The organism is Luteimonas saliphila (genome assembly GCF_016774335.1).
GTDB lineage: Bacteria > Pseudomonadota > Gammaproteobacteria > Xanthomonadales > Xanthomonadaceae > Luteimonas > Luteimonas saliphila.
Window position 1 is genome coordinate 108156 of the sequence record NZ_JAETWA010000031.1, and the last position, 22292, is coordinate 130447.

Consider the following 22292-nt stretch of genomic DNA (forward strand, 5'->3'; position numbering starts at 1 on the left):
GCGGCGGTCGCCGATCGCCGCAGGCACTCGACCGTCGCAGTCTGGACCCCCGTCATCGCAAGGACGCGATCATGGCCCGCCAGCCCCGTATCGACCTGCCCGGCATCCCGCAACACATCGTCCAGCGCGGCAACGACCGCCAGCCCTGCTTCTTCACCGATCTCGACCGCATCCGCTACCTGCAGGACCTGCGCGACATCGCGCGGCGCGAGTACTGCAGCATCCACGCCTACGTGCTGATGACCAACCACGTCCACCTGCTGGCGACGCCGATGGCGGCGGGGGGCGTGGGCCGCATGATGCAGGCGCTGGGCCGGTGCTACGTGCGCTACGTCAACGACCGCTACCACCGTACCGGCACCCTCTGGGAAGGGCGCTACAGGTCGTGCCCGGTCCTGGAGGATGCCTACCTGTTGCGCTGCCAGCGCTACATCGAACTCAACCCGCTGCGCGCCGGGATGGTCGAAGATCCTGCGCGCTACCGGTGGTCGAGCCACCGGAGCAACACGTCGCCTGCCGATGATCCGTTGCTGCACCCGCATCGTGCCTGGCTGGCGCTGGGGCCGGACCCGCAGACCAGGCATCGCGCCTGGCGCGCCCTGGTGATGGAACGCGTGGATGCCGCCGAGACGGATGCGATCCGTCTGCACCTGCGGCGCCAGCAGCTGTATGGTCCGGACCGCGTTCGCACGTCCATCGAAGCGCAGCTGGGCCGGACTGTGGGACCGGGTAAGAGGGGTCGGCCGCGAAAGGCATCGCTGCCGCTCGCCGAAGCATGAGAAAGTCGAACCTGACCCCGGTTTCTTGCGCGGTTTCGCCGCATTCGGGCGCCCGGTTTCGCTGCGATTCCCTGGGTCGGAACGGGCAGACTGCGCGCATGGACAAGACAGCCGCCAACGCATCACGCCCGGTCCTGACCCTGGGCAATCCCGTACTCGAAGCACCGTGCACCGCGGTGTCGTTCCCCGATCCCGGCCTCGCGGACGAGCTGCAGGCCATGCATGCGACGCTCGCCGAGTTCCGCGCCCGAAGCGGCTATGGCCGGGCCATCGCGGCGCCGCAGGTGGGAATCCCGAAGCGGATCGTGGCCATGCACCTGGGAGCGACGCCATTCGCGCTGATCAACCCGGAGATCACCTGGCGCAGCAGCGAGATGCAGGAAGTCTGGGACGATTGCCTGAGCGTCCCAGACCGGTCGTCCGCGTACTGCGGCATCGCAGCGTCAGTCTCGCCTACCACGACGAGCGTGGGCAGCGAATCGAATGGCGGCACCTGCCCCCCCGACATGGCCGAGCTCGTCCAGCACGAGATCGATCACCTCGACGGCGTGCTGATGACCACGCGGGCCTCGGATGTCGACCCGATCCGGCCGATCGCCGAACACGCCTCGCTCGTGGCACAGGCCAGGCCCCGCCATCGCCTCAGCCTCGCCCGCATCGCGCGCGCCGCCCGGGACATCCCGCCGGAATTCGCGAACTCGCCCCAGTTCGAGTACGAGCCGCTGTCGGAGGCACTCGGGTGCCGGCTGACGCTCAAGCTCGAGTTCGCGAACCCCATCCGCAGCTTCAAGGCCCGGGGCGCGGCGTTCGTGGTGAGCGAGATGCTCCGGCGCGGCGAACGCGAAGGCGTCGTCTGCGCCAGTGCCGGCAACTGGGGCCAGGCCATGGCCTACGTCTGCAGCCTCCATGGGCTCCCGATCGTGGTGTACGCCGCCCATAACGCGAACCCGCTGAAGATCGCCCGCATGCGGGCGCTGGGCGCGGAAGTCCGGCTGCACGGCACGGACTTCGACGAGGCCAAGGCCGCTGCGAAAGCCTTCGCTGCCCGGGCGGGAATGCGGATGGTGGAAGACGGCCAGGAACCCGAGATCAGCGAGGGACACGCCACCATCGCGATCGAGCTGCTGGCGCGCAACCGGCACTTCGACAGTCTCGTGGTGCCGTTGGGCAACGGCGCACTGCTCAACGGCATCGGGCGCTGGACCAAGGCAGCTTCGCCCGCCACGCGCGTCATCGGCGTGTGCGCCGCCGCGGCCCCGAGCATGGCGCGCTCCTGGCGCGGCGGGCGCGTTGTCGAGACCACCGCCGCGGAGACGATGGCCGATGGGATCGCGGTGCGGGTGCCCATCGCGGATGCCGTGGACGACATGCACGGCATCGTCGACGATGTCCTGCTGGTCGACGAGGAAGACATCGCGCGTGCGATGGTCCTGGCGCACGACTGCGCCGGGATCGTGCTGGAACCCGCGGGCGCGGTGGGGATCGCCGCCATCCGGGCCTACCCGGCCCATTTCGCCGGACAGCAGGTGGCGACCGTCCTGTCCGGGAACAACATCGAGCCGGCAGGCGGCACGAGGCTCCCGACACCCTTGTCTCCGTCCCGCTATCGCCCGCTGTCTCCCCCGGCCGTCGCGGCCGCTGGAGCGATGGCCCCCTGAGCGGGCAGGTTCCTGCTGAAGAATTCCAGGACCTGCGCATTGAACTTTCGGTGGAAGTCCGCGCGATCGAAGCCCGGCGGATCGGTGCACAAGAAGGGCGCCGCCGCCGCGACCTCCTCCGGGCACGGAAACAGGAAGGAAAAATGCCCGGAGTTGGCCGGACGATGGAACTCGGGTGGGCTGGGCAGACTCTTCGCAACCGAGGCCACGTTCCCGGGTTCGACGCCCATGCCCCCGTGCTCGGAACTCCACAACTGGATCGGGGCCTTCGCATTGCGCAGGCTGGACTCGTCGGGGAAGAAGCTGACCGGATCGGCGATGGCGAAGGCCCGGATGCGCGGTTCGTGGCCGGAACCGTGCTCGGGTATGTCGTTGTCGCGAATCTGCCTGCACATCAGGAATTCTTCGGGACACGGAAACGGCGGCGCACTGAAGTCGGGAACGGCCCCGGCCAGGACGAGGCCCGTGTAGCCGCCACGCGAGAAACCGAAGAATCCTATCCGCCGAGGGTCGATCTCCACGGAGGTCTGCGACCGACCCAGCAGGAACGTGATGGTGCGTTCGATGTCGACGGGCCGGACAAGGAAGGACGAGATGTCGTCGGCCGACTTGTTCCTGATCGAATGCACGGAATCCAGGCTGTGATTGAGCGTAACGACGGCGAAGCCGGCATCCGCCAGGAACGCCGCGGTGTCGTGGTGGCTGAACACGTCTCCGAACATGCCGTGCGAGACAACGATCAGGGGCAGGTTCCCGCCCGCGACGACGCAGTCCTCGACCGCCTGTATCGTCAACGGGCCGGCCTCGCTCTCCACCACGATCGGCCCGGGCGGCGCCGAACAGGGCGTCCAGAGGCGCGCCGCAATCTCGGGCCCGAGCGGGTCCGCAGGAACGACGACCTCCCTCACTCCCGCGGCGTGTGCCGTGAATGCGGGCAGCAACAGGCAGAAGCACAACAGGACCTTGCGGGCTTCTTCGCGGATCATGTCCTGACTTCCCAGCGATGGCTTCATTCGGACGGTGGGCAACGGACGAACCAGGGAAACCGGTGGAGCCAAACTGTCGTGCCAAGGATGCCGGGGACGATTCACCCCGGCAACGGCGTCAGGAACAATCCAGGGAGCCGGGTTGCGGCCATGCCCAGGCGTCCACCCGCCATCGCGCTCGGCGGACGCGCTCAGCGCAATCGCTCCGATGCAACCCCATCCGCAGGATCCTCGTCGTCGCCGGCAGCCGTCGTCCCCGACGCCATATCTGCTTTTTTGCCGGGGATGTCCCTTGCACGTTTTGCCCACCGGACGACAGCGACCGTAGCACTCAATTCCGAGCGGACGAGGGGGAGGAGTCGGCGATCTCCGCCGTTCGCTCGTCGTCGAGGTAGGGCCGTACGTCTTCCGCGGTCCGGCGGTCGTCCCCGGCCAGCAGGTCCTTGAGGATCGCCGTGTGGCCCTGTCCCCCCAGCGCGATCACGCGACGCCCGGGCGCGGCCGCCGCCTGCAGGTTGGCGTACATGCGGAAGTTGCGATGCCACCAGCTCGCCGAGGCATCGGCGCCGGCGAAACCGTCGCCCGCGCCGACCGCGTTGGTGCGCAGGTACAAGGCCTTGTTGGCTGCATCGCGGGACGGATCGTTCGCCAGGTGCAGCAGTTGCGGCAACGACAGCGTGGACTGTTCGCGATCGTGGTCGGCGGATACCGCCTGGATCCGCGCCTCGAAGTCGCGCTTCGCCCGCGGGTCGTGACGTTCCATGTACTCGAACAGCGGCTGCGCGTTCCAGCCGACCCCGCTTTCGTCGAAACAGGTCACGCCGCGCAGCCCGGCCCGCTTCGCCACCCGGAACCCGATCTGGTAGGTCTCGTTCGAGGGCAGGTCGAAGCGTCCGGCCTGGTACTCCCGGAACCGCTGGTCGTACTTCGCCTGGTCGGCCGGGCTGCACTCGGCGAGCACGTCGGTGGGACCGAATGCCGCCAGCCGCACGGCCAGGGCTTCGAGGTAGGCCTGGTTCGCCGGCGCCATCACGTCGACGACCCGGCTCTTGACCATGTCCCGGCCCGGGTTGGCGAAATGGAACATGCCGATCAGCATCACCCGCCCCGGTGCGCCGGCCGGGGCGGGCGTTGCCGCCGCGGCCAGGACCGACAGGCACATCAGCGTAGCGACGAAGGCGATCCGGTATGGAACGGGCAGGCGCATCGGGAGCTCCTCTCCAGGCAGTGTGAAGCCATGGATGCACGGGAGCCGTCGCAGGTTTAACCGGGGATGGACGGAATCGGGACATCCCTCCCCGCCAGGGGGCCGCACGGGTACCGGGCGCCGGAATGTTTCCCCGGCACCATCCTGCGCCCTTCACGCGTCCGTCTTGTCGAACACCTCCTCGACGCTGAGGCCGAAAGCGTCGGCGATGCGGAACGCGAGGGGCAACGACGGGTCGAACCGGCCGTTCTCGATGGCGTTGATCGAATTGCTCTAGACACGCACGCGGTCGGCCAGTTCGGCCAGGCTCCAAATTCGTCCCCCTGGTTGCGTCCCCCTGGTTGCGTTCTACACTCAGCCGCAATCACACACGGGGAGCGCGCGGGATGGCAGTTGGGAATCGCAAGGGTGGCGGCTGGCTGCTCGCCTCGGCACTGGTGGTGTCCGGATGGGCCATGGCGGCGCCGGCGGAGACCGCGACGGCAGGCGAAGGCGGCACGGTGCTGGTCACCGCCGCGCGGATGCTCGACGTGCGCAGCGGTCGGCTCGTGGAGTCGCCGGCGCTGCTGGTGCGCGACGGTCGCATCGTCGAGGTCGGCCGGGGCGCGCCCGCCCGCGTGCCCGCCGGCGCGCGCCATGTCGACCTGCCGGGCATGACCCTGGTGCCGGGCCTGATCGACCTGCACACCCACCTCGACAGCGACCCCTCCTACGGCGGCTACACCGGCTACCAGTTCAACGACCGCTTCTGGTCGATGCTGGCGGTCAGGCATGCGCGCGACACGCTGGAAGCCGGCTTCACCACCGTGCGCAACCTGGGCTCGGATGCCTGGAACGACGTCGGCCTGGCCCAGGCCATCGATGAAGGCAAGATCCCCGGCCCGCGCGTGGTGCCGGCGGGCTACTCCTTCGGCGCCACCGGCGGGCACTGCGACTCGACGTTCTTCCCGCCTTCGTTCGAATCGCGCAACCCGTACAACGCCGACACGCCCGACGAGGTGCGCAAGCGCGTGCGCGAGCTGCGCAAGTACGGCGCGAAGGTGATCAAGGTCTGCGCCACCGGGGGCGTGTTCTCGCGCAACACCGAGCCGGGGCAGCAACAGATGAGCCTGGCCGAGATGACCGCCGCCGCGGACGAAGCGCACCAGTGGGGCCTGAAGGTCGCCGCGCACGCGCACGGCAGCTCGGGCATCAAGGATGCGATCCGCGCCGGCATCGACACCATCGAGCATGTCAGCCTGATCGACGAGGAAGGCATCCGTCTGGCGAAACAGCACGGCACCTGGCTGGTGTTCGACATCTACAACACGGATTACACGCAGGCCGAAGGCGCGAAGAACGGCGTGCTCGAGGACAACCTGCGCAAGGATCGAGAAGTGGGGGACATCCAGCGCGAGAACTTCCGCCGCGCCCACCAGGCCGGGGCGAAGATCGCCTACGGCACCGACACCGGCGTGTACCCGCATGGCCAGAACGGTCGCCAGCTGGCGACCATGGTCCGCTACGGCATGCGCCCGGTGGAGGCGATCCGCAGCGCCACGCTGCATGCGGCCGAGGCCCTGGGCCGCGACGACGTCGGCGTGCTGGAACCAGGCCGCTGGGCCGACCTGGTCGCCGTGCCGGGCGATCCCACCGAAAACGTCCAACTGCTCGAGCAGGTGCCGTTCGTGATGAAGGGCGGCGAGGTAGTGAAGGACGCGCGCTGAGCGGCCGCCTGGCGGCGCACCGGCCACGAAGCCCCAACCCGTCCGCCGTCCTCCGCTCCCACCGTAGCCCGGATAAGCGCAGCGCATCCGGGACAAGCCAGGCTCCCCGCCCCTCCAGCACCGACCTGACCCTCCTCCGGCACCACACCCGTAGCCCGGATAAGCGCAGCGCATCCGGGGCATGCGAGCGCATCCGGGGTCACCGGGATCCGGTCCAACCGGAATTCGAATCCCCGGATGCGCTGCGCTTATCCGGGCTACGGCGCTGCGGTCGAGTGCCTGCGCATCGCGCAGGATCCGCTGATCGCGCCGCATCCGGTCTACCTGGCGCTTGGCGCCGATCCGGCCAGCCGCGCCACGGCCTGCCGCACCTGGCTCCAGGCGCCGCCCGAAGCCGAAGAAGTCGCGCGCATCCGCGCCTACATGACGCAGGAGAAGGCCCTTGGCGCGCCCCGCTTCCAGGCGATGGTCGAAAAAGCACTCGACCGCCCCGCTGCGGTGCGGCCGCCGGAAGGGCCGCGAGGCGACCGCCTGGCGGACGCGGCGGGCGGTTAATCCCCTCCGTCCCCTAGTCTGTGCTTCACGCTCCACCAGCGGTAGTCCGGGGTACGCTGGGTCCCATCGCAAGTGAATGGAGAGGCCGAATGTTGCAGATCCAGTTGAACACCGACAACCACATCGACGGCACCGACGCGCTGGAATCGCGTGTCACTGCGATGCTGGAGCAGTCGTTGGGTCGCTTCTCCTCCCGCCTGAGCCGGATCGAGGTCTTCCTGTCGGACAGCAACTCCACCAAGGGTGGGCCGAACGACAAGCGTTGCGCCTTGGAGGCCCGACTCGAGAACGATGACCCGCTGGGCGCCAGCCATGAGGACCAGGATATGGAAAAAGCGATTCGTGGTGCATGCGACAAACTCAAGACCGTGCTCGACACTCGCATCGAGAAGCAGCGCGGGTACTGAGTGGCGCGGAAATGGAGGAAAGGGTCAGTGTCCAAGGTCGTCCCGCATACCCCCTGATACGCTTCGTTGCACGACCCAGGAAAGCACTCGGTGGCCTGACGCCAGCAGTCATTGGTCGCCAGCTGGCCCACGCGGCTACAGCAGAGCCGGACTCCAGATCAGACCGGCACTGAAAACGGGGGCGTCGCGGCCAAGGGTAAGGCCGAGAGGTGACCGGCATGCGGTCGGAGTACGCGGTTCCATCGGTTCCCTAAGTTTTTTGCTTTGAACAGGCACTTTCCGTGTCGACGTCTCGTGAAGCACCGCATTCGCGTCGTGTCGCGCATGGCCTTCGCGGAAAGATTCGAACGACATGGCGATGACAACGCCGTACACGTCTCGCGGCTGTGAGCCGGGACACGAATTCATGTTCGGGATTGCGCTTGACTGCGCTGGTCGCCGCGACGTCGACGGTTGCGACGACTTCCCCCAACGTGCCGTGCAGCGACCGCCCCCGCGGTCGTTTCCCACCTCGCAAGTCGAAGGAGATTGTTCATGAAGGACTTCCTGTCCCCCCGTCGCAGCAGGCTCGGACGCGCCCTGCTGTTGTCGCTGGCTACCGCGGCTTCCGCCGCACTGCTGTCCGCCGCCACCGTGTCGGCGAGCGATGCGTTCGATCCTGCGCTCAAGGCCGCGATCGAGCGCGATCTCGGCATCGCGCCGACGCAGGCCGCGCAGTACCTGAGTACCGAGCGCCTGGCCGAACGCAACGAGGCGCTCGCCAGGCGACAACTCGGCGACGACTATGCCGGCAGCTGGATCGAACGGCGCGACGACGGCAGCTTCGTCTTTGTCGTGGCCGCCAGCGGCCTGTCGGCGGCGAAAGCCGCGCTGCCCGGTGAGATCGAGGTGCGCAACGTGCGCCACAGCCTCAAGGCGCTGGAGGCGACCAAGACCGCGCTCGACGACCTGGTGCGGCAATCGCCAAAGGGCATCGCAGTACTTCAGGGCGTCCACGCCTGGCACGTGGATCCGCAGAGCAACAGCGTGGTCGTCGCGGTCGCGCCCGACGCGGTGGCCAAGGGCATCGACCTGGTCGCGCGCAGCAGCGCCGACGCCGCCACCATCCGGTTCGAGACCATGGTCGGCCAGCCGGAACTGTTCGCCACGATCCGTGGTGGCATCGAGTACGTGATCAACAACCAGTACCTGTGCTCGGTCGGGTTCTCGGTGACGCGCGGCGGCACCAAGGGCTTCGCCACCGCCGGCCATTGCGGCAACGCCGGCAACAGCGTGCGCGTGGGCAACGAAAACGTCGGCTCGTTCGCACAGTCCAATTTCCCCGGCAACGATCGCGCCTGGGTGCAGGTGGGCAGCGCGCATACGCTGCAGCCGTGGGTCAGCAACTGGAGCGGCGGCAACGTCGTGGTCCGCGGCAGCACCGAGGCCGCGACCGGCGCCTCGCTGTGCCGGTCCGGACGCACCACCGGCTACCGGTGCGGCACCATCACCGCCAAGAACGTCACCGTGAACTACGCCGAAGGCGCCGTGTTCGGACTCACCCAGTCCAACGCCTGCGCCGGCGGCGGCGATTCGGGCGGCTCCTGGATCACCGGTGCCGGGCAGGCCCAGGGCGTGACCTCCGGCGGCAACCGCGCCGCGGGCAGCAACAGCAACTGCAGCCTGCCCGCATCGCAGCGGCGCACGTTCTTCGACCGGATCAACCCGATACTGAGCCAGTACGGCCTGAGCCTGGTCCGTGGCTGAAGACACGGCGGAGGCGCGCCCTGCTGCGCGCCTCCGCATGTGCACTCGCGGATTCGGTGCCTGACACCTTTCCTGGGGCGCCCCGGGCCCGTGCACGGAGCAAGACGCGGAGGGGATGGGTATCGTGGCAATGCGCAGGGGTGTGTAGGAAGAGTTCGACAGTAGCATCGTCGGATGCCTGGCCGTCACGGCGACTTCCGCACCATGGCACAGGCGAAGGTGCGTCGCATCGCCACCTCAGGCCTGCAAGCGTGCCGCAGAAGCTGCCATCAGCCGATGGATTGCAGCAAGTGGATCTGACCCCGTTGTTGGCGCGATTTTTCCCGACAGAACGAAACGACAGGCACTCCTGTCACGGGCTGGCATCTTCGACGGGCGCGGCAGCATCCTGCGCGGCGATCAGTTGCCAACGGCCATCGCGCTTGATCCAGATGTCGGTCCAGACGTAACGAGAGTGACGCCACCGAAAGAACGAGAAAGTATCTGATGATCATCGATGCCTCTGTCGCGTCGTGCCATCGCATACCAGGCATCTTGGGCCCTGCTCCAAGGTCCGCTGCCGGATGAAGCAGGCTTGGCGTTGTGATTCGAAGATGCGCGCCATTCAGTGCGGGACGAGCATGCCTCGGCGCGCGGTGGCGATGAACGCAGCCAGCAACACAAGCCCGAAGAACATAGACAGCCAGTCGAGCGTCGCGGGCGCCCGCGCGAAACCAAGATGCGCCAGCATCGCCCAGCCGCCGCCCGCGAGCAGGAGCAGGTGGAACGCCAGATTGCCGGCTTCGTTCGACACGTTGCGCATCAACTCGTCCATGTGCCGCCATTGCAGGAATGTCAGGGGCACGCTTGCGCCGAACAACGCGACCGCGACCAGGAGCGCTGTGGGTTGCGGTACGACGCCTCCCGGACTCGCCAGTGCCAGCACGATCAGCGCGCCGCCCATCGCGACCATGGAGGACGCCGCATAGGCCAGCAGCCGGCGTTGGTCCCGCAGTTCGTCCGCGTCCTCCATGTTCAGAAACCGGGCCCCAAGGCCAGGACTTGCCACGCCGACCGCGATGCACAGGGCCATGACCAGGTAGAGCAGACCGACGGTCGCAGCGATCAGTTCGGAAGCGCCCGCACTGCCGAGCGCGCCGCTATCGAGCAGGGGGTCGAGCGCCATCATGCCGAGAACGCCGAGCACCGCGCCCACGGCGGCGGAAATCGCCACCTTCCGCCACTTCGGTGGTTTGGTCTGTGCCATGTCCATTACGCCTCCTCGGGTTCCCAGTGGTCGACGAACAGTTCGGGCACGTTGACGCCGAACAGCTTCGCCATGCGCAGCGCCAGCGGCAGGCTGGGGTCGTACTTGTCAGCCTCGACCGCGTTGATCGTTTGGCGCGAGACCCCGAGCCGCCGGGCCAGCTCGCCCTGGCTCCAGCCTCGGTCTTCGCGCATCCGCTTCAGGTGGTTTTCCAAGATGGGACACTCCTGCCTGTAAAGAACCTTTTACAGGCAGGCCAGGGGGCTGTCAAGAACTCTTTACAGGCAGACCAAGGTGTCGCAATGGAGTCAGCTCATTTTCCTACCCGACGGCGCGTCTTCTATGGTTTGAAGTCGCGCGCAAGTCCACAAGCTGGACCCACGTCAAGTGACGTGTGTGCCAGCCCTGCTCTCCACGTCTGCCAGCGCATCGCGTGAGCCATCCCAGCCGGAGGTGATGACGCTGAAGTTGCCGTCGGTCTCGAGCACGATGGCATCCACGCGTTCGAGCGACGCCTGGCCCGCCGCTCTCGCCGCGGCGCGCAGCTCTCCTACTGTCACGCGCTGCCGGCGCATCGTCTCCGCGCACGGCTGTCCGTTCCGCAACAGCAGGGTCGGTGCGTTCTTGACCGCACGGCGCACCCAGCCCACTCGGACCGAGGTCCAGGTGATCAAATACTGCAGCATGATCAGCAGGCCCATCCCGGCCACGCCCTCCACAAGCGCCACCTGCCTCGTCAGCAGCACGGTCGCCAAGGTTGATCCCAGCGCGATGGTGACGATCAGATCGAACGCGTTCCACTTCGAGACCGTGCGCTTGCCTGTCATCCGCAGCCATATCAGCAGCGCCAGGTAGGCAAGCGTGCCTACCGCGAGCACCCGAAATACCCCTTGCCAGCTGTCGAAGAACATCCGCGTCTCCCACTATGATCTGCGTGCATTCACGCATGTGGGCCGTTGAAGCATCGTGATCCGATAGAAGAGCACTCGAATCGACATCGAGCACTTCTGTAACCCGCGGACACGGAGAAGCGATCTCCGGTTCCGTGGCTGAAGGCATGGCAGAGGCGCGCCCTGCGGCGCGCCTCCGCATGTACATGCGCGCGGTGATTGTCCCTGGCGCCCTGTTTCGCAGGCATCTTATTCGTATAACGGGGAACTGCGCAGCGTCGGAGAACTCCTCGGCACCGATCGACAATTGTTCCTGACACATGCAGTCCCTAGCCCGCCGGATTGTTCGGCTGCGCTCTCCGCTGCCCACAGTGCCCAATCAGATGCGCGTGCCGGCATCAGGACGCGCGGATACCTCAGTCCCTGACGGCTTTTCCCGCGCTGGCGGATCGAATCGGCGTCCCCTTGGCCGGGGCCTTACGCGGTGTCGGGGTCTCTGCTAACGTTTGGCGATCGGAATGCCGGGACAGGGGGAGTCATGGCCGGTCGATCCATGCCGAGGCGTGCCAGTGCCGCACTCATGATGTTGGCCATCTCTGTCGCCTCGCCCGTGTGGGCGGAGACGTTCTACTTCTGTTTCGTGAGGGACCCGTACAACTACCCCAAGGGGTTCTACGTCACGCCAATCCGGTCTACGCATGTCGAACGCGTCGATGAGAGGAAGACCGGCTCCAGGTTCGCGGAGTGGCTCACGGAGAACTCGATGCCGATACCCGGGGGCTCGTACCTGCCCGACTGCCTGGCCAGCAGCAATGCCGACTTCGTGCGCGAGCAGCACGGCTACTACGATTACGCCGTCGTGGACTGGCCCGGCGAGCCCACCCCCGAACAACCGAAGGAGCAGCTGCCGACTGGCGCATTCCTGGTGATCGAGGACGCCGATCCGCCCGTCGAGTCCCCGGAGGTTCTCGCCGCCAGGGCACTGGCCAGCGAGCGGCAGCGTGCCGCCGCCATGGCCGGCAAGCTGGCCGAGATCGCCCGCCGCGACGCGGAGCTGGACGCAATGTTGCGCGAGGTGATCGAACGGGCGAAGCGCCGCGGGAGCATGCAATGATCCGGCATGTGGTGCTGGCCGGGTGGCTCGTCGTCCTGAGCCTTCTGTCTGCCACTGCGCTGGCGCAGTCTCCGCCACCGATCCGACTCGACCAGCACATCCAGGGCACCGCCTCCAGCGGGGGCGGCGCGTTCCATGCGTTTGCCGCCACGCACGCCACCCGGGTCAGGCTGGTGCTGTCGCTGCCGGATGCCTTCGGAGCAGTGGCGCTCTACGACACCGCCGGCGTGGAGATCGCATGGGTCGACGGGTACGGCGAAGTGACCCTGTCGCACACGCTGCCCGCGGACGGGATCTACCTGGTCGGCATCACCAGTGCGACGCCCGGCGTTGCCTATGGGCTCACACTGACCGGCCAGGAGCCGCGCATCACCTACGTATACGACGACGAGTCCGGGCCCGGGCCCGGGCTGGAGGATGCGGTCATCGTGGCAGCCTCTGCCGAGCCGGAGTCGGCGGAGCCCGCGGCGGCTGCGGAGAAGACTGCGCCAGAGGCGATGCGCAGTGGCCCACTGCAGCCGGCGGAGCCCGCGGAGGCAACGCAGATGGATGCGGGCGCAAGGTCGTCCCCCGAAGCCGATCAGCCCGACCCGGCGGTCTGGGGCGTATACGCTCGTTTGATCGGGCGCCGTACCGTGCCGAGGGCCGGCAGCTATCAGCTGGCATGGCACTGGAACCGGCCGGGCGAAGAAATCAGAGAGGAATGGCACAACAGCCAGGGCAAGGTTGCGGGGACGATCGCGATCAGACCGACCGGCCAGGCCGGACAACTGCGACTGCATTCGGCCATGCTGGGCGGCAAGGAATGGATCGGTCGCATCGGCGACGGGGGACAGGTGACCTACGTCGGAGTCGGCCTGCTCAAGCTGCCGTTCGTGGTCGACGTATCCGACGAAGGAATGTACCGCTCGCGGCGGGCCAAGGTGGATGATGCCGGTCGTCCGATCTCGATCCAGCCCGCGGATATGCGCAGCCAGTGGCCCTTGTCGCCCGAGGAAGGCTGACCGGCCACCGATGCCAGGCGTGCGATCGACGACTGGATCCAGTTCTACGACCATCGCCATCCACACCGGGCCTCGGGAGTGAAGGCACCCGCTGACGCGTATGCTCTAGCGGCCTGACCTGTGCAGAAACCGCTAGGTCACTACAGAAAGTTGGCAATGGCCGCATAGCTCCACTTCTTGCGACTGCAAGAAAATGGGGGATTATCGTTCGACCCTCGTCCTCGCTCCGAGTACTCGCTGGCTAGCGTCTGGCCTGCGTCACCCAGCACGTCGACAGCCCCTTGGCGATCGCAACGGCGTCGACGATCTCGACGAAGCGCGCTCCAATCTCCTCGTCCAGACGCATCGAGCGGAACTGTCCGTCCTTGCAAAGCATCTCCACCATGGCCGGCGATCCGGATAGTGTTCCGGCTACCGCCTGAAGCGCGGCTTCCTTGTCGCCGAGCTGGAAATGCAACAAGGCAAGGTTGTACTGCGCCCAGCGGTACCTTCCGGAAGTGCCCTCCTGGAGGGCGACCGCCTTTTCCAAGCTCGCTCTGGCCCGGTCGTAGTGCCCTTTTGCGGCAGACGGATCTTCCAGGGACCTTGCATACCGGAACTCCGCGTAACCCAGGAAATTGTGGGCTTCGGAGCTGTCCGGAGACACCGCCAGGAAGTCCTGGTAACTCTTGATTGCCTCGGGATACTCGCGGCTCATCAGATGCCGGGTCCCGGCTTGAAGGAGAGGAAGCGCCTCATCCAGCTTCTGGAGTCGGTCCTCCACCTCTTCCAACTCTCTTCGCTTCTGCTCGAGCTCCCCGTTGAGTACGGTGATCCTGCGCGACATCTCGGCCTCGGAGGCCTGCAGTGCCTGAATCTTCTGTTCGAGGGGTGTGAGCCTGGTGGCGCTGTAGTACAACGCGCCCACCAGGAAAACGGCACCGGCGCCGATCATCAACATCGACATTGCCGATGAACGGCGCAGCTTCGACAATGCATGCTCGATACGCTTTTCATCCATCGCCGCCATCCTCGATCAATTGCTCGATCAGCTTGAACGAGCGATTGAAGAAGTAGATGATTCGCGCGGATGACATGGCAATCATCCCGGAACTACCGAACAACGCGACCAGTACCTCCGTGTTCCCCGGTTTGTTGGTTATCAACATGTACGCCGCATACAAGAGAAGAAGAAAGGCGAACATCGTCAGTAGCAGGTAGACGTATCGCTCGATCTTGAACATGGCCATCAGGCGCTCGAGCGCGCCGAGCGCCGTATCGACCAGCTCTCTCCTCCGCTTGAACTTCGCGGCCGTCGATGGAGCTCGCACACCTGCACCGGGCGGAACGGACATGAGGCATCACCACTTCTGCTGGATCAGTGACCAGGGCGGCAGGACGGGATTCTGGCGATGGCGAGTCTCTCGGGTCCCCCACGACCACCCGAGGAGCTTGAACGTCTGTCCCGCGCAGCGGATCCAGCGCGACGCTCGGATACCACGGCTACTGCGTCCTGCATGACCGAATCCTCTCGAATGGGGTCCCGCCCTATGGCAGAAGGAGTCAGTCGAACATTCCTTCGGCTGCTCTGTTCGGCTATCTGCACTAATCACAACGCACGCGGCTTCCCGAATCGGGCAGGCTGAGTCGACCGTTCGTCGGAAATTGTCGCGACCGGGCTCAGCGCTCGCCAAAGCGGGTTTGGCGGTCCGGAGGATTGCGACCTCGTCAATGGACAAGTTTTTCTCACCGCCGGACGGAGTGGGCCGGTCCCCATCGCTGCCCGTTGAAAGAGGAGCGGGAGATCGACCGACCCGGCTCCTACCCCGTCCCTTCTACTGCTCTTCCTCCTGCCGTCCGCTATGGCGCGTTCTGCCGGATCTATGGCGTTTGCGACATGCCGGCCCCGGCTATGATCTGCCCATGCATACGCCGCCCCGCCCTGCGCCGGCCCGCACGATCGGCCTGCTGCTCTTCGATGGCGTCACGCTCATGGACGTGGCTGGCCCCACCGAAGTGTTCGCCACGGCGAACACGGTGGGTACCGCGATGCCGCGCTACCGGCTGCGGACCTATGGCATCGGCGGCGCGCCGGTCCGTTCGGAATCCGGCATCGCGCTGGTCCCCGACGCCGCGCTGCCGGAACGGCTTGTGGTCGATACCCTGCTGGTACCCGGAGGCGCGGGCCTGCGACGTCCGAAGATCCTCGCGGATGCCAGTCGCGCACTCGCGCGGGCACGGCCGCGTTGCCGGCGCATCGTCTCCGTCTGCACCGGTGCCTACGCGTTGTGCGAGTCGGGCCTGGCGAGCGGGCGGCGGGTGGCCACCCATTGGCGCTTCGCGGAGGACCTGGCGCGCCGCTATCCGGACGTGGACGTGGATGCGCGCTCGCTGTTCGTGGTCGCCGACGGGATCGGCAGTTCCGCCGGTATCACCGCCGGCATCGACCTGTGCCTGTCGCTGGTCGAAGAAGACCATGGCCACGCCGTGGCGCTGGCGACGGCCCGCGAGCTGGTGATGTACATGCGGCGTAGCGGCGGACAGGCCCAGTATTCGTCGCCGCTGGAGTTGCAGGCCGGCGAAGCGGACCGGATCGGCGAGCTGGTGACGGCGATGTTGGCCCGACCTGCCGCCGACCATCGGCTGGAGGTGCTGGCGCAACAGGCGCACATGAGCCCGCGCCAGCTGCAGCGGCGCATCGCCAGGCGCTACGGCTGCGGCGTCGCCGACCTGATCGCGCGCATCCGTGTGCAGGAAGCGCAGCGCCTGCTGTGTGGGCGCCGTGCGATCGGTGAAATCGCCGTGCATTGCGGCTACGCGGACGTCGACGCCTTCTCGCGTGCGTTCCTGCGCCGCACCGGCCTGCGACCGTCCGAATGGCGGGCGCGGTTCACCGGTGGCCCCAACGGACCCGATGGCGGAAGGTCGGGATGACCAGGCGCGTGAACATGGCAGTCGCCACCGGTCGTCGCGACGTGTTGCGCACGGCATTGGCGCTGGGCGCGACATGGTCGCTTTCCTCCTGCGCATCGCGGCTGGCCGGGGCCGCGTCCGATCGCAAGGCATGGATTGCCGCTGCGGCGGTCGACGACGCGGCTCCGGAGATCATGCGCGTCAACGCGCTGCCCGGCATGGCGCTCGCCGTGATCGACGACGGCGTCGTCGCAAGCGTCCATGCGCATGGATTGGCGAGCGTCGCCACCGGTGCGCCGGTGACGGACGCATCGATGTTCGAGGCGGCATCGCTCAGCAAGCCCGTGTTCGCCTACGCGGTGATGAAGCTGGCGGAGCTGGAGCGGATCGACCTGGACGCGCCGCTCGCGGACACGCTGTATCCCGACGACTTTCCGGACCATCCGTGGCTGCGCCAGGTGACCGCCCGCCACGTGCTGGCCCACGGCAGCGGGCTACCCAACTGGCGCGGGCCTGTGGGCGGCGACCTGACGCCCCAGTTTCCGCCGGAGACGCGCTGGCGCTATTCGGGCGAAGCCTTCTTCTGGCTGCAACGCGTGGTCGAGACGCGCCTTGGCGAGGGGCTCGACGCCCTGATGCAACGACTGGTGCTGCGGCCGGCGGGCATGCGCCGCAGCACCTTCGCATGGACGCCGCTGCGCGCCCGCTATCAGGTCGATGGCCACGACATCGACGAAAGCACGGGTGTTGCCCGCGTCGCGCCGCTGCAGCTACGTCGTGAACTCGGGAAGCGCTACGAGGCGGTCGCGGCCCGGTGGGGCAAGCCGGTCACCGACTGGACCTATGACGACGTGCGCAGCGCACTGGCGGAAATGCGTCCGCACGACAATCCACAGGTCGCGGCGCTCGACCTGGCAACGCTGCGGTTGCCGGGGAACACGTTTCCCAACGCCGCCGGCAGCCTGGCGTGCACGGTCGAGGACTACGCCAAGTTCGTCTGCCTGATGTTCCGCACGCCACGGCCGGACGCCTGGCGGCTTTCGGAAAGCAGCCGCAGCGCCATGCTGGAAACGGCGATCGACAAGGACGCACCGACGCTGAGCGGCGGCCTGGGCTGGGGACTGGAAGACACGCAGGACGGGCGCTGGTTCTACCACGAGGGCAACAACGGCGGAATCTTCCGCTCCTTCGTGCTGGGCGACGCCGAGCGACGGCGCGGCCTGGTGATCTTCACAAACGGCGCGCGGGGCAACTACGCCGTGCAGGCGCTCGTAGAACTCCTCACCGGGCAGACCCTGGTTTCCGCGACCGTCTAGATCCGCGCGGGTGCCGACTCCTCAATGGTCGCAGCTCATGCAGCTCGACATGGCCTGCACTGCCCGGACCGTGGAGCAGGTTCCGCGCGCGTCGCTTCGCGCGGAGCGCCCGCCATCACCCCACCCAGGCCGCCGCCGCCTCGCCCACGCCCTTCAGCACGGCTTCGTCCGCGGACCGGATGCGCTCGGAATACACGGGATGTTCGAAGTAGGCGGTGACAACCAGCGGCGCGCGTGCGCCGGGTGGAAACACGATCGCCACGTCATTGGTTTTGTTGCCGACACCGGCACGCATGCCCGTGCCGGTCTTGTCGAGCCCGCGCCAGCCGGGCGGCAGGCCCGCGCGAATGCGCCGCATCCCTGTGCGCGTGGCGCCCATCCAGCCGCGCAGGCGCTCGCGGCTGCCGGCGGCGAGCACATCGCCGAGCACGATCCGCTGCAGGGTCCCGGCCATCGCCCGGGGCGTGGTGCTGTTCTCCTGCGTGCCCGGCGGGATGACGTTGATCTCGGGCTCGTAGCCGTCGATGCGGCTCACCTCGTCGCCGATCCCGCGCCAGAACCGGGTCAGCGCCTCCGGGCCGCCCAGCCGGCGCATGAGTACGTTGGCCGCGGCGTTGTCGCTCGTCACCTGGATGGCCTCAGCCAGCGCAAGGATCGGCAGCGCGCCCTTGTCGAGGTTGGCCTCGACCACCGGCGAGTGGAACTGGAGATCTGCGCGGCCGAAGGCCAGCAGCTCGTCGAGATCGATGCGGCCGGCATCGGCCTCGTGCAGGGCCATGGCGGCGAGCGAGAGCTTGAACGTCGAGCAATGGCAGAAGCGCTCGTCGCTGCGCAGGCCGAAGCTGCGTCCGCTGCCGGTGTCGAGCACGAACGCGCCGAGCCGCCCGCCCGCCTGCTGTTCCAGCGCCTGCAGGCGCGCGACCGGATCGGCCACCGTCTCTCGCGAGCCGGCAAGGGCCGGCGCGCACAGCGCCGCGATCGCGCCGAGCATGAAGTTGCGCCGACCGATCATGGCGCGGCTCCATCGTGCTCTGTGCCACCGGGGGCGGCGGATGCCACGGACGTCGACACCGACCGGGCGTGTAGGCGGCCGCCACCGCGCGCGTGATTCACCGCTATCATTTCGTAAAGTCCCATCGTCGTCCTCGCTGGTCGGAGGGCTCTAGACTGCGACCTGGTCGATGTCCCCACAATCGATCATTTCTCGGACGAGCCAATAGAAAAATCGGAGGCTTCCCTGGATCGCGCGCAACTGCCGCTCAACGCCCTGCGCGCCTTCGAGGCCTCGGCTCGGCACCTGAGCTTCACCCGTGCCGGGCTGGAACTGTGCGTCGGACAGGCGGCGGTGAGCCACCAGGTCAACCGACTGGAAGAACTGCTTGGCGTGCGGCTGTTCCACCGCCTGCCGCGCGGACTGGCACTGACCGACGAGGGCGCCGCGCTCGTGCCCATGCTCGTCGACAGCTTCGACCGCATGGCGGCGATGCTCGACCGCTATGCCAGCGGCCATCCGCGCGAGCCGCTGACGCTCGGCGTGGTGGGCACGTTCGCCATCGGCTGGCTACTGCCCCGCCTGGACGCGTTCACCGCCGCGCATCCCTTCGTCGACGTGCGGCTGCGCACCCACAACAACCGCATCGACCTCGCCGGCGAGGGGCTCGACTACGCGATCCGTTTCGGCGATGGCGCGTGGCATGGGGTTGAAGCCGATCCGCTGCTCACCGCGCCGCTGACTCCGATGCTCGCCCCGCGCCTGGCCGAGCGCGACTACTCGCCGGCGGCGCTGGCGGGCGCCACGCTACTGCGCTCGTATCGCACCGACGAGTGGCCGCGCTGGTTCGCCGCGGTCCACCTCGCCTGCCCGCCCCTCACCGGGCCGGTGTTCGACTCGTCGGTCACGATGGCCGCCGCCGCGAGGGCGGGCGCCGGGGTCGCCCTGCTGCCGCCGGCCATGTTCGCCGATGCGCTGCAAGACGGATCGCTGGTCGCACCGTTCGCGGAAGGCATCGACACCGGGCGCTACTGGCTCACGCGCCTGAAGACCCGCACGCCGGGCCCGGCCATGCGCGCGTTCCGGGACTGGCTGGTGGATGCGTGCGAGCGGGAAAGGCCAGCGACGTAGGACGCAGGCCATTTCGAACGCGGATGTCCCTGACACCTCTGCGCTGGAACTACCGTCCGCCATGGCCGCGAAGACTCGGAGATCCGATGGCGCCAAGCGCCCGCATGTCGACCGCGAGAACCGCCTCGGACGGGCGAGTGAACCCGACCCGGTCAGCCCACATCGGGGACGTCCCGGGGTTCCGATCCGGACCCTCGAAGGCGTGGAACGGCCTGCACGGACCGCTGCATTTCATCCCGCGACAAACACAGGCCACGCGATTGAACCTCCGGATATCCCGTATCACGTCGCTCTTGCCTCTCGCGTGTTGCCTCGTGGCGTGCGCATCGCCGCAACCGCAGGCCGCGTCCTCACTTCAATCGCGCGACAAGTTCGGCGATCCGGCGCAGTACGAAGTCCGGGACCTGCCCGTCTCCATCAATGATCTGCGAACGCTGGAACGCGCGGCCGAACTGCTCGACCGCGAGGCCGCCTGGAACCGCGACGATGATCGTCGTTGCGTCGACGATGAAGCGACGGATAAGCGGAGCCTGTTCTGCGCACTTCAGCGTGCGTCCGCCGATGTCTACGGCTCGCACGATTCCTCGCGGATCGCCGATCACCGCAGGGTAGCGCTCCAGGAGGTCCAAGCCACGCGCGGCCGTGAGCTGGACTATCGACTGATGGATTTCAACAACCTGCCCGACACGACGTTTGCCGACATCCACCGCGTACTCGCGCAAGCGACGTCGCGGGTCCGGGCGCGGCTGCCGACGGATTGACGCGGCGCACGCATCATCCGTAGCCCGGGTAAGCAAAGCGCACCCGGGGCCGCAAGCACGCCGTTCGCGCTTCAATTTCCATAAGCGGCTGACGTCCCGGCTACCGCCCATCCATCGCACCAAAGCGCTGCCTGTACGCCGCCTCGCGAAGGGTGCAGGGAATCTCGGCGCGGCGAGTCCTTCTGTCACTCGCGCCGACCGGCTCCAGGTTTCGGGAACGCTCTGAACGTCGCCGCATCCCCGCCTCCCGGCGTCGAAGCATCGGCCTCCCCGCCCTGCGCACGCACCGCCGCTACACCCTGCAGAATGTTGTCGACTACGAATGCGGGCGCCTCATGCGGCAATCCATGCCCCGCCTCGGCGGCGATGTTCTGCACCGCGTTCGACGACAGCCCAAGCAACTGGCTCTGCATGTCCTGCGTCTGCGCCTCCAGCCGCAGGGCGAGCGGCTCGGACAGACCAGGCACCATGCGGAAGCGCGGGCTGTGCGTCGCGATGATCACCGGCTTGTCGCCCAGCGACACGAGCGCACGTGCCATGGCGGCGCTGGGGTTGAATTCGAGCCGTTCCTCGTTGGCGGACGGGTCGTTCGCCATGCGGGTGAGGAAGGCACGCGCGTCGGTGATCGCAACCTCCTCGCCCGTCGCCTCGGGCGGCAGCTGCGCGAGCCAGCGCCCGACCTGGTCCGGATGGGTCGTCGAAATCAGCACCAGGCCCGCCGTCTCGGACGGATACCGGCTCGCGAACACCTGCGCATGCAGCCCGCCGATCGAATGCGCCGCCAGCAGGTAGGGCGGCGCAATGCCGGCTGCCCGCAGCGCGGCGTGCAGGTCGGTGGCGGCATGGAGGCTGGTGCGCACGCCCTCCGGCGCAGGATCGCTGGCACCCAGCCCGGCGCGATCCTGCAGGCAGATGCGCGTGACCGGCGCGACCCTGTCCGCGATCGCCTGCCAGCCCGGATCCTCCACCGGCGCGGTGCCCAGGCCGGCATCGACCACCACTGTCGGCGCGCCGTGCCCGCGGCAGGCCAGCCGGATCGCGCGCCCGCCGACATCGAACCGGCCATCGATCTGCGCTGCAGGCCCATCCAGGCCTGCCTGAGACGCGGCCACGCCGGGGATCGCGCCCAGCACCATCAAGGCGACCACAAGCACTCTGTCCACGGCACTCCTTCCGGTCGACTTACGCGAGCATGCACCCCGCCCGGCACCGGGAGCCGGGGGCGCCTCGACCTGGCGATTGCCCCCTACTTGGCCAGGTAGATCGTCGCCTGCCTGAGCGCCAGTTTCCATTCGCCGCTCTCGTCGGTCCACACCTCGGTGGTGCGCCGCTTGACCCGCTTGCCGGCGACCCCGGCCTTGCCGACCGGCGTCAGGTGCTCCTCGCCCATCAGCACCACGTCGTGCGCGCCGCGGGTGGCCGCGTATTCAATGGAGCGGTCGAGCGTGGTGTAGTCGATCAGGCCAGTGTTGAAGTTGGACACGGCATCGGCCTTGCGCGCGATGCGGTTGAAGGGATTGTTCACCACCGCATCGTCGGTGAACATCGCGCTGAATACATCGACGTCGTGCGCCAGGATGGCGCGGTCGAGCCGCATGGCGGCCGCGATGGCCGCGGCGATGCGGGGCTGCCGGGCGGCCTCCTCCACCGCGGGATTCGCCGCCTTCCAGTCGGCGTGGGCAGGCAAGGCGGGCATCAGGCACAGCAGGGCGGACAAGGCATACAGGGCGATTGCCAGGCGCATGGGTATTGCTCCGTTGGAAACGTGTGGCCAGCGATAGCGTTCTCCAGCCAACGCAAAACCCGGGGTGAAGTGGACGTTTCCTAAGGTTTGATCGGTGTTGTCAATCGCATACGGCATCTGCAAAGATCGCCCAGCTCGTCGGCAAGAATGTCACGAACC

Annotated in this window: 22 protein-coding genes and 2 pseudogenes; 12 read left to right on the forward strand and 12 right to left on the reverse strand. The window is 67.6% G+C overall.

All coding sequences use genetic code 11. The annotated features are described in order from the left end of the window. Positions 1–71: 71 nt before the first annotated feature. Positions 72–779 carry a transposase gene (locus JMO03_RS08270; RefSeq protein ID WP_202842371.1) on the forward strand — a complete coding sequence of 236 codons (708 nt, stop codon included), beginning with the start codon at positions 72–74 and terminating at the stop codon, positions 777–779. Continuing rightward, complete coding sequence (locus JMO03_RS08275) at positions 776–2437, forward strand: pyridoxal-phosphate dependent enzyme (protein ID WP_202842373.1); 1662 nt, start codon at positions 776–778, stop codon at positions 2435–2437. The genes JMO03_RS08270 and JMO03_RS08275 overlap by 4 nt, the downstream gene beginning before the upstream one ends. Here JMO03_RS08275 and JMO03_RS08280 read toward each other — a convergent pair. The 3 genes and pseudogenes from JMO03_RS08280 to JMO03_RS08290 all read right to left on the reverse strand — a co-directional run bounded on the left by JMO03_RS08280 (position 2383) and on the right by JMO03_RS08290 (position 4945). Beyond that, positions 2383–3450 carry an alpha/beta hydrolase family protein gene (locus tag JMO03_RS08280; protein ID WP_202842375.1) on the reverse strand — a complete coding sequence of 356 codons (1068 nt, stop codon included), beginning with the start codon at positions 3448–3450 and terminating at the stop codon, positions 2383–2385. The genes JMO03_RS08275 and JMO03_RS08280 overlap by 55 nt on opposite strands. A 304-nt stretch (positions 3451–3754) precedes the next feature. Further along, positions 3755–4630, reverse strand: a complete 876-nt coding sequence (locus tag JMO03_RS08285) for a DUF5694 domain-containing protein (protein ID WP_202842377.1) — start codon at positions 4628–4630, stop codon at positions 3755–3757. Positions 4631–4783: 153 nt separating this feature from the next. Further along, a pseudogene (locus JMO03_RS08290) lies at positions 4784–4945 on the reverse strand (helix-turn-helix transcriptional regulator). A gap of 71 nt (positions 4946–5016) precedes the next feature. On the opposite strand from JMO03_RS08290, the gene JMO03_RS08295 reads away from it, so the two are divergent. The 4 genes from JMO03_RS08295 (at position 5017) to JMO03_RS08310 (ending at position 9044) form a co-directional block, all read left to right on the forward strand. Continuing rightward, positions 5017–6336, forward strand: coding sequence for a Xaa-Pro dipeptidase (locus JMO03_RS08295; protein WP_273544235.1), 1320 nt, complete (start codon positions 5017–5019; stop codon positions 6334–6336). 237 nt (positions 6337–6573) lie between these two features. After that, positions 6574–6891: a hypothetical protein gene (locus JMO03_RS08300; RefSeq protein WP_202842379.1), complete on the forward strand. Its 318-nt coding sequence runs from the start codon at positions 6574–6576 to the stop codon at positions 6889–6891. An 89-nt stretch (positions 6892–6980) separates the two neighbouring features. Beyond that, positions 6981–7298, forward strand: coding sequence for an HPF/RaiA family ribosome-associated protein (locus JMO03_RS08305; protein WP_202842381.1), 318 nt, complete (start codon positions 6981–6983; stop codon positions 7296–7298). A 534-nt stretch (positions 7299–7832) separates the two neighbouring features. Further along, complete coding sequence (locus tag JMO03_RS08310; RefSeq protein WP_202842383.1) at positions 7833–9044, forward strand: S1 family peptidase; 1212 nt, start codon at positions 7833–7835, stop codon at positions 9042–9044. Positions 9045–9396: 352 nt separating this feature from the next. Here JMO03_RS08310 and JMO03_RS08315 read toward each other — a convergent pair. From JMO03_RS08315 to JMO03_RS08330, 4 genes and pseudogenes are all read right to left on the reverse strand, one after another. Further along, positions 9397–9495: pseudogene (locus JMO03_RS08315) on the reverse strand (nuclear transport factor 2 family protein); the annotation flags it as partial. Between the two features lie 153 nt (positions 9496–9648). After that, the gene (locus JMO03_RS08320; protein WP_202842385.1) at positions 9649–10290 is read right to left on the reverse strand and encodes a hypothetical protein; all 642 of its coding nucleotides are present in this window, start codon (positions 10288–10290) and stop codon (positions 9649–9651) included. Between the two features lie 5 nt (positions 10291–10295). Next, a complete protein-coding gene (locus JMO03_RS08325; protein ID WP_202842387.1) occupies positions 10296–10505 on the reverse strand; it encodes a helix-turn-helix transcriptional regulator in 210 nt (69 codons plus the stop codon). 168 nt (positions 10506–10673) lie between these two features. Then, positions 10674–11201 (reverse strand): DUF421 domain-containing protein, encoded by a 528-nt coding sequence (locus JMO03_RS08330; protein WP_202842389.1) that lies wholly within the window; start codon positions 11199–11201, stop codon positions 10674–10676. Between the two features lie 559 nt (positions 11202–11760). On the opposite strand from JMO03_RS08330, the gene JMO03_RS08335 reads away from it, so the two are divergent. Further along, entirely contained in the window at positions 11761–12294 is a 534-nt protein-coding gene (locus JMO03_RS08335; RefSeq protein ID WP_202842391.1) for a hypothetical protein, read from the forward strand. Continuing rightward, positions 12291–13298, forward strand: coding sequence for a hypothetical protein (locus JMO03_RS08340; protein WP_202842393.1), 1008 nt, complete (start codon positions 12291–12293; stop codon positions 13296–13298). Before JMO03_RS08335 ends, JMO03_RS08340 begins: the two co-directional genes overlap by 4 nt. Before the next feature lie 241 nt (positions 13299–13539). Here JMO03_RS08340 and JMO03_RS08345 read toward each other — a convergent pair whose 3' ends face one another. Together JMO03_RS08345 and JMO03_RS08350 are read right to left on the reverse strand one after the other, a co-directional pair. Beyond that, complete coding sequence (locus JMO03_RS08345; protein ID WP_202842395.1) at positions 13540–14298, reverse strand: tetratricopeptide repeat protein; 759 nt, start codon at positions 14296–14298, stop codon at positions 13540–13542. Next, positions 14291–14632 (reverse strand): hypothetical protein, encoded by a 342-nt coding sequence (locus JMO03_RS08350; RefSeq protein WP_202842396.1) that lies wholly within the window; start codon positions 14630–14632, stop codon positions 14291–14293. Before JMO03_RS08350 ends, JMO03_RS08345 begins: the two co-directional genes overlap by 8 nt. Before the next feature lie 568 nt (positions 14633–15200). Here JMO03_RS08350 and JMO03_RS08355 point away from each other — a divergent pair. Together JMO03_RS08355 and JMO03_RS08360 are read left to right on the forward strand one after the other, a co-directional pair. Then, on the forward strand, positions 15201–16211 hold the full coding sequence (locus JMO03_RS08355) for a GlxA family transcriptional regulator (protein WP_202842397.1): 1011 nt from the start codon (positions 15201–15203) through the stop codon (positions 16209–16211). 56 nt (positions 16212–16267) lie between these two features. Continuing rightward, positions 16268–17506, forward strand: coding sequence for a serine hydrolase domain-containing protein (locus JMO03_RS08360; RefSeq protein WP_202842398.1), 1239 nt, complete (start codon positions 16268–16270; stop codon positions 17504–17506). Positions 17507–17621: 115 nt separating this feature from the next. On the opposite strand, the gene bla is transcribed toward JMO03_RS08360, so the two are convergent. Beyond that, positions 17622–18518: a class A beta-lactamase gene (gene bla, locus JMO03_RS08365; RefSeq protein WP_202842399.1), complete on the reverse strand. Its 897-nt coding sequence runs from the start codon at positions 18516–18518 to the stop codon at positions 17622–17624. Positions 18519–18743: 225 nt separating this feature from the next. On the opposite strand from bla, the gene JMO03_RS08370 reads away from it, so the two are divergent. Then, positions 18744–19628: a LysR family transcriptional regulator gene (locus JMO03_RS08370; protein ID WP_202842446.1), complete on the forward strand. Its 885-nt coding sequence runs from the start codon at positions 18744–18746 to the stop codon at positions 19626–19628. A gap of 86 nt (positions 19629–19714) precedes the next feature. Next, a complete protein-coding gene (locus JMO03_RS08375) occupies positions 19715–20389 on the forward strand; it encodes a DUF6197 family protein (RefSeq protein ID WP_202842401.1) in 675 nt (224 codons plus the stop codon). 185 nt (positions 20390–20574) lie between these two features. Here the strand turns inward: JMO03_RS08375 and JMO03_RS08380 are convergent, their stop codons facing one another. Both JMO03_RS08380 and JMO03_RS08385 read right to left on the reverse strand, forming a co-directional pair. After that, complete coding sequence (locus tag JMO03_RS08380; protein ID WP_202842403.1) at positions 20575–21552, reverse strand: alpha/beta fold hydrolase; 978 nt, start codon at positions 21550–21552, stop codon at positions 20575–20577. An 83-nt stretch (positions 21553–21635) separates the two neighbouring features. Continuing rightward, a complete protein-coding gene (locus tag JMO03_RS08385) occupies positions 21636–22133 on the reverse strand; it encodes a nuclear transport factor 2 family protein (RefSeq protein WP_202842405.1) in 498 nt (165 codons plus the stop codon). Between the last annotated feature and the right edge of the window lie 159 nt (positions 22134–22292).

Excerpts from the sequence above, each read along its gene's own strand:
- JMO03_RS08270 (WP_202842371.1), top strand. The coding sequence starts at position 72 with ATGGCCCGCCAGCCCCGTATCGACCTGCCCGGCATCCCGCAACACATC.
- JMO03_RS08275 (WP_202842373.1), top strand. The coding sequence starts at position 776 with ATGAGAAAGTCGAACCTGACCCCGGTTTCTTGCGCGGTTTCGCCGCAT.
- JMO03_RS08280 (WP_202842375.1), bottom strand. The coding sequence starts at position 3,450 with ATGAAGCCATCGCTGGGAAGTCAGGACATGATCCGCGAAGAAGCCCGC.
- JMO03_RS08285 (WP_202842377.1), bottom strand. The coding sequence starts at position 4,630 with ATGCGCCTGCCCGTTCCATACCGGATCGCCTTCGTCGCTACGCTGATG.
- JMO03_RS08295 (WP_273544235.1), top strand. The coding sequence starts at position 5,017 with ATGGCAGTTGGGAATCGCAAGGGTGGCGGCTGGCTGCTCGCCTCGGCA.
- JMO03_RS08300 (WP_202842379.1), top strand. The coding sequence starts at position 6,574 with ATGCGCTGCGCTTATCCGGGCTACGGCGCTGCGGTCGAGTGCCTGCGC.
- JMO03_RS08305 (WP_202842381.1), top strand. The coding sequence starts at position 6,981 with ATGTTGCAGATCCAGTTGAACACCGACAACCACATCGACGGCACCGAC.
- JMO03_RS08310 (WP_202842383.1), top strand. The coding sequence starts at position 7,833 with ATGAAGGACTTCCTGTCCCCCCGTCGCAGCAGGCTCGGACGCGCCCTG.
- JMO03_RS08320 (WP_202842385.1), bottom strand. The coding sequence starts at position 10,290 with ATGGCACAGACCAAACCACCGAAGTGGCGGAAGGTGGCGATTTCCGCC.
- JMO03_RS08330 (WP_202842389.1), bottom strand. The coding sequence starts at position 11,201 with ATGTTCTTCGACAGCTGGCAAGGGGTATTTCGGGTGCTCGCGGTAGGC.
- JMO03_RS08335 (WP_202842391.1), top strand. The coding sequence starts at position 11,761 with ATGATGTTGGCCATCTCTGTCGCCTCGCCCGTGTGGGCGGAGACGTTC.
- JMO03_RS08340 (WP_202842393.1), top strand. The coding sequence starts at position 12,291 with ATGATCCGGCATGTGGTGCTGGCCGGGTGGCTCGTCGTCCTGAGCCTT.
- JMO03_RS08345 (WP_202842395.1), bottom strand. The coding sequence starts at position 14,298 with ATGGATGAAAAGCGTATCGAGCATGCATTGTCGAAGCTGCGCCGTTCA.
- JMO03_RS08350 (WP_202842396.1), bottom strand. The coding sequence starts at position 14,632 with ATGTCCGTTCCGCCCGGTGCAGGTGTGCGAGCTCCATCGACGGCCGCG.
- JMO03_RS08355 (WP_202842397.1), top strand. The coding sequence starts at position 15,201 with ATGCATACGCCGCCCCGCCCTGCGCCGGCCCGCACGATCGGCCTGCTG.
- bla (WP_202842399.1), bottom strand. The coding sequence starts at position 18,518 with ATGATCGGTCGGCGCAACTTCATGCTCGGCGCGATCGCGGCGCTGTGC.
- JMO03_RS08375 (WP_202842401.1), top strand. The coding sequence starts at position 19,715 with ATGGCGCCAAGCGCCCGCATGTCGACCGCGAGAACCGCCTCGGACGGG.
- JMO03_RS08385 (WP_202842405.1), bottom strand. The coding sequence starts at position 22,133 with ATGCGCCTGGCAATCGCCCTGTATGCCTTGTCCGCCCTGCTGTGCCTG.